This window comes from Rhizobacter sp. P1_G5, from assembly GCF_056405435.1.
This window is the reverse complement of sequence record NZ_JBFUCB010000342.1, coordinates 1-6,440: the sequence shown is the minus strand read 5'-3', so window position 1 is coordinate 6,440 and position 6,440 is coordinate 1. Positions and strand designations below refer to the sequence as shown.

The 6,440-nt window shown below is 72.2% G+C and carries 2 protein-coding genes; both read left to right on the top strand.

The genetic code is table 11. The features are described 5' to 3' along the window. Nucleotides 1–329 precede the first annotated feature (329 nt). Entirely contained in the window at nucleotides 330–4,391 is a 4,062-nt protein-coding gene (locus AC1D12_RS21115) for an ATP-binding protein (protein WP_477842654.1), read from the top strand. Between the two features lie 51 nt (nucleotides 4,392–4,442). Beyond that, nucleotides 4,443–6,377: a cytochrome P450 family protein gene (locus AC1D12_RS21110; RefSeq protein ID WP_477842652.1), complete on the top strand. Its 1,935-nt coding sequence runs from the start codon at nucleotides 4,443–4,445 to the stop codon at nucleotides 6,375–6,377. Nucleotides 6,378–6,440 lie beyond the last annotated feature (63 nt).

The window sequence follows — 6,440 nt, the reverse complement described above, 5'->3', positions numbered from 1 at the left end:
GTCCTGCAGGCCGCGGTAGCCGGCGCCGGCGGTCACGCCGAAGGCGGTGGCACCGGCCACGATCAGCCACAGCGCGAGCTGCGCCGTTCGCCACCACGGCCGGGCCGGGCGCTCTGACGATGCCGATTCCAAGGGCCATCCCTCCCTGGCGAGCCGAGGTGTCGTGCATGGTATGCGCGGACGGCCGGGGCCGGTACCGGTTCCAACCCATCCGACACATTGGGGATGACAGTGCAAGCGGAACTGGTCGACAGTCCGGCGGATGGCGTGTAGCAAAGTGTGTCAGACAGGCGCGTTTGCGGTTAGATTTCCCGCAGGGGGAAGTTTGAATGCGCAGTGCGCGAGCACACGATCTGCCGCCGTTCCACGTCACGGCGCGCCTGGACGAATCCGGGTCTTGCGATGTCTTCATCACCGATGGGCAATCGGTGGGCCGGCATGCCCGGGCCGTGCCCGACCTGCCGGCGTTGCGCCGGCTGTCGCATGCCGCCGCTGAAGGCGACCTGCACGCGAGCGTCACCTTGTTCGCTCAGCTGTTCCCGGGCGTCATCGGTGCCACGCTGCGCGGCAGCGAGCCGCGCCGGCTGAACCTGCAACTCGGCGCGGCGCTGCACGGCCTGCACTGGGAGCTGGCCAGCGACGGCCACGGCCTGCTCGGCGAGCGCTGGCGGGTCGCGCGGCACCTGCTGGTCGATGACGACCGGCCCGCCGACCCCGATTCGCCACCGGACCTGACGGCCACCACGGTGCGGCGCGTGCCGCGGCGCGGCCCGCTGCAGGTGCTGCGGCTGGGCGATGCGGCCGGCCACGCCGAGGCGACCCGGCCGGTGCTGCCGGCGCTCGACAGCCCGACCGTCGTGTCGACCACGCTGGCGCGCGATGCCGTGCCGCCCGATGCGATCGCCGGGCTGCTGGCCGGGCACGACGTGATCCGACTCGACAGCGGCGCGCCGCACGAGTTGCTGGCCGGCGTGACGTGGTTGCGCCCACCCAAGCTCTTCGTCGTCGGGCAGGTCCCCGGGCTCCAGCTGGCGCTGCTCGCGCAGCAACTGGCGCTGCTCGGGGCGAGCCTGCTGGTCGTGCCGCCCGGCGACGCAAGCGCCGAGGAAGGGGCCCCCAGCTGGTTCGGCGCGCTGTGCGAGCGCCTCGCGCAGGCCCAGCCGATCGCCGAGGCGGTGCGGGCAGCGCGCGGCTTGCATGACAAGAGCGGCGCGCCGTGGCTGCAGCTGTACGGCGATGGCGATGCGGTGCTGGTGCTGCCCGACGCCCGCGCGTCGGCCGGCAACGATGCGCGCCAGGTCACCTCGCTGTCGTTCGACTTCGTCGACTCCACCGGCTGGCTGCACCGGCTGGGCAGCGAGCGCTATGCGAGCCTGCTGGCCGAGTTCCACCAGCGCTGCATCGAGCAGATCGAGCGCCACGGCGGCGTCGCCGACGATCCGCAGGGCGACGACGGCGTGATGTCGTACTTCGGCTACCCGGCTGCCAGCGAGCGCAGCGCCGAGCAGGCGGTGGCGGCGGGCCTGGCGATCGTGCAGTCGGTGGCCGGCATGTCGACGCCGGTGCAGGTGCGCATCGGCATCGCCACCGGGCGCGTCTCGGTGATGGCCGGCCAGCCGGTCGGCGTGTCGATCCACCTGGCCGCGCGGCTGCAGAGCAAGGCGGCGCCGGGCACGGTGCTGGTCTCCGACATGACGCTCGCGCTGGTGCAGCACCGCTTCACGGTGCAGCCGCTGGACGGCGTGCTGGCGCTGAAGGGCATCGAGGGCGCCCAGCGCGCCGGCGTCGTGCTGCACGACCGCAAGGAGCACCGGCTCGACGCGCTGCCGCGGCTCACCCCCTTCGTCGGCCGCGACGACGAGCTGGCCGCGCTGGTGCGCCACTGGGACGCGCTGCAGGACGGCGCGCTGCGCGTGGTGCAGCTGCGCGGCGACGCCGGCATCGGCAAGTCGCGGCTGGTGCGCGAGTTCCGCCACGGCCTGAAGGCGCGCGGCGCGCGCTCGTTCGAATGCCGCTGCCTGCCCGACCACGCGAGCAGCGCCTTCCATGCGGTGATCGACGCGATGCACCACTGGCTGGGGCTGCGCGACGATGACGACGGTCCGGCGCGCCTGCGCAAGCTGGCCGACGCGCTGCCGCCCGGGCTGGATGCGGCGCAGGCGCTGCCGGTGCTGGCGGCGCTGCTGTCGCTGCCGGGCGAGCCGCTGGCCGGCACGCCGGAGCGCCTGCGCGAACGCACGCTCGCGACGCTGGTCGAGTGGTTCCAGCGCGCGGCGCAGGCGCGGCCGGTCTGCCTGGTGGTCGAAGACCTGCACTGGGTCGACCCGTCGACGCGCGAATTCCTCGGCCGCCTGCTGGCCAGCGGCGGGCAGGCGCCGATGCTGGTGCTGCTGACCGAGCGCACCGCGACCGACGATGCCGCTTCCGCCGCGGCATCCTGGCAGCCGCCGGTCGTGCACCAGGCCATCGAGCTGCACGGCCTGCGCCCCGACGAATCGCGCCGGCTGCTGAAGCAGGCCTGCGGCGAATCGCTGCTGCCGGCCGGCGTGGTGCGGCTGCTGGCCGGGCGCTCCGACGGCGTGCCGCTGTTCCTCGAGGAATCGGCGCGCATGGCGGTGGAGCAAAGGGCGACGCTCGACGAGGTGCTGCCGCAGGCGCTCGACGTGCCGGGCAGCCTGCAGGACCTGCTGATGGCGCGCCTGGACCGGCTCGGCCCGGCGCGCGCCGTCGCGCAGTTCGGCGCCGTGCTCGGGCGCGAGTTCCCGGTCGCGCTGCTGGAGYAGGTGCTGGCGCACGGCGGCCGGCCGATGACGCCGCAGGAACTGGCGGCACAGCTCGACCTGATCGAGCAGTCGGGGCTGCTGACCAGCGTCGGCGGCAACGAGGCGGGCGGTGCCTCGGGCGAGCGGCGCTGCGCCTTCAAGCACGCGCTGGTGCGCGACATCGCCTACCAGTCGCTGTGGACGCGCGATCGCCAGCAGGTGCACCGCGCGGTCGCGGCGGTGCTGCGCGCCTCGTGGCCCGAACTGGCGCAGCGCCAGCCCGAGCTGCTGGCCCATCACCAGACCGAGGCGGGCCTCGCGGCCGAGGCGCTCGGGCAGTGGGAGGTGGCGGCGCGGCTCGCGGCCTCGCGCTCGGCGCACGACGAGTCGATCCAGCACCTGCAGCGCGCGCTGGCGCTGCTGGGGAGCCAATTGCATGAACCGACGCAAGAGCGCGAGCGGCGCGGCATCGAGCTGCGCCTGCAACTGCTGCTCGCGTCGCGCTACATCGCGACCGAAGGCTATGGCGCACCGCCGGTCGAGCGGGCCTACGTGCGCGCCGAGCAGCTGGGCGACGAGCTGGGCGACCCGGTCGCGCAGCTGAAGGCGCAGCTCGGGCTGGAGGGTTACCACTTCATGCGCGGTGATTTCGGGCGGGCGCACGAGATCGCGCGGCGTGCCGAGGCGCTGGCCGAGCAGGGCGGCGACCCGATGGCGCGGTTGCAGGTGCGCTGGGCCACGGCCAACATCCTGTTCCACGAGGGGCACGGGCTGGCCGCGGTGCAGCGCATGGACGAGTGCCTGGCGGTGTACCGGCCGGAGCACCATCGCCGCGCCGCGGTGCAGGACCCGGGCGTGATGTGCCTGTGCTACTCGGCCTGGGGCCAGTGGGAGCTCGGCCACCCGGACGACGCGCTGGCGCGCATCGACCGCGTGCAGCAGCTCGCACGCACGCTCGACCACAAGTTCAGCCTCGGCGAGGCCTTCGGCTTCGCCGCCAACGTGCACCGCTACCGCGGCGAGCACGCGCAGGCGCTGGCCTGCGCCGAGCAGGCGATCGCGATCTGCGACGAAGGCGGCTTCGCAGTGTGGCTCGCGCATGCGCACGTGATGCGCGGCTGGCTGCAGTGCGAGCGCGGACGGCACGACGAGGGCGTGGCCGAGATGCGCGAGGGCCTGGCGCTGTGGGCGCGCAGCGGTGCCGTCGTCACGCGGCCGCTGTACCTGACGCTGCTGGCCGAAGGCCTCGCGCGCGGCGGCGACCTGGTGCAGGCGCTGGCGCGGCTCGACGAGGCGATGGGCATCGTGCAGGCGCACGGCGAGCGCTACTACGAGGCCGAGGTGCGCCGCTTGATCGCCGAGCTGACGCTGCGCCGCGACGGCCCCTTGCTGCCGGCGGCGCGCCGGGTGGCCGAGCAGGGCCTGCGCGCGGCGCACGCGCTCGCGATGCAGCAGCACAAGCGCGGCTTCGCGCTGCGCAGCGCCACCAGCCTGGCGCGGCTGTGGCACGAGGACGGCCGCACGCGCGAGGCGCTGCAGCTGCTGAAGCCGGCCTACGCGTCGTTCACCGAAGGGCTGGAGACGCACGATCTGCGACAGGCGCGAGAGCTGCTGCGGTCCATCAGTTGAGGTTGAGCTCGGTCAGTTGAGTATTTCAGGCGGCAACGCGGGGAGGTGGTGATGACGACCGACAGGAAGTTCCGGCCCGGGCCGGTCGATCTGCCGACCTGGTACGCCGCAGCGACGACCAACCATGCGCGCAACCGCATGCTGTTCGAGTGGCTGTGCGACTGGCGCAACCTGCGGCCGCACGATCCGCAGAGCCTGCCGCCGCAGCGCGATGCGTTGTTCGAGCAACTGCTGAAACGCCCGGGCCTGGAGGGCGTTCTGACGGTTCCAAGCCGCGCGATCCGCCACGAGAACGAGTACGAGCCTGAGGGCAGTCCGGTGCGGCACGACCGGACCTACGGGCACAGGAAGGTGCGGATGCTGCTGGATGCCGACGACATCGCGGCCGTGCTGCGCAACGGCGATGCCTTCAGCAACGAGGCCTACAACAAGCTCGGTTCCGGTACCTTCCTGCTGGGCCTCGACCACGAGACGCTGCGCAAGCGCCAGCGCACCGCTGCCGCGAAGGCGCTGCGCTATGACCCCTCAACGGTGACCGCGCTGGCCGAACTGGCGGTTGCCGAGGCCGAGCCGATCTGGCTGCGCGCGCCGTCCTTCGACCTTGCGCAGTTCGCCGAGCAGGTCGCGCTGCGCTTCTGCAGCCGGCTGTTCGGCTTCGCCACGGGCGATTACCCGGTGCTGGAGAGCGCGCTGCGGGGTGCGTACATGGCGCTCACGCACCAGATCCTCGGCCGGCATTTCGTCAGCGACCCCGCGCCTGTGGCCGCTGCGCGCGGGCCGATGGCTGTGCTGTTCACGCGAGCCTGCGAACTGATCGACGAGTACCAGCGCTACCCGACGATGAGCCCGCAGACGCTCCCGACCGGCGTGGACCTGCGGACCGACAAGGTGCCTGGGTTCGAACCGGCGATGCGCCGCCTCGGGTGCCTCGCCCGCGAGGCGGGAACCTTGCCGGAGGATGACCTGAGCGGCGAGGAACTGGGTGTGATCGTCGTCGGCGTGATGTCCGGTGTGGTCGGCAACGTGCAGGCGGCCGTCTGCTCGGCGCTACACGAGTTCTTTCGCAATGGATTGGTCGAGGCGTTGCGCGGCGTGGCGCGGACCTACGGGGAACCGTCGAACGAGCTGTGGCCCTGGATCGCCGAGGCGCTGCGCCTGAACCCGCCGGCCGCCTACCTGCCGCGCCGCGTGACCGAGGACTTCACGCTGCCGGGTGGCGTGACGTTGAAGAGGGGCGAGGAGTGCGTGCTTTCGATCGTCGCGGCGTTGCGCGCAAAGGGCACGGCCTTCGTCGGATCGTTCGACGAGGAAGGCAAGGTCAAGACACCGCCGCCCGCGCCCGATCCGCTGATCTTCGGCATCGACAGCGGCCCTTTGCGGCATGGCCTGCATTCGTGCATCGGTGACAAGCTGGCGCGGCCGCTGATCAGCGCGATCGTGCGCCGCGTGCTGCTGCTGCGCGGGCTGGCCGAGGCGCTCGATCCGGAAGACGGCACCGTGGTCGGCCTGGAGCGGCGCTGGGGCTTCACCTGCAAGCGCTATCCGCTGACCTGCCGGCTCGATCGCCAGCATGCGCTGAACGTGTCGATGCGCGTGAAGACGCCGATCGCCCTGCATGCCGAGGCGTTGAAGGCGGTGATACGCGCCGGCGCACCGCGCATCGAGACGGCGCTGCTCGAGTCGCGGCACATCCATTTCGCGTGGTTCGAGTTCATCGAGAACGACAACCGGCTGGTGCTGCACACGGTGTACGACGGGCTGTTCGAGTCGTACATCGAGCATTTCGCGCTGGCGGTGGGTGAGCTGTTCGACAAGATCTTCGAGCACATCGAAGACGCTCCGCCGATGCCGGTCAACAAGTACCCCGGCGCCTTCATCGACCTGATCCGCCGCAACGACCGGCCGGTGGCGGAGGGCTACTTCTTCAGTGCCTACCCTGCGCTCGAGGCGGAGCAGATCCGCCGCGTGCTGGGAGCCACGCCATGAAGGCGCAGCCGCTGAAGCCGGCCACGTCGCGTGCGCTGTGGGGGAATCACTTCGACCACGTCC

Coding starts and splice junctions, on each gene's coding strand:
- AC1D12_RS21110 (WP_477842652.1), top strand. CDS start 4,443: ATGACGACCGACAGGAAGTTCCGGCCCGGGCCGGTCGATCTGCCGACC.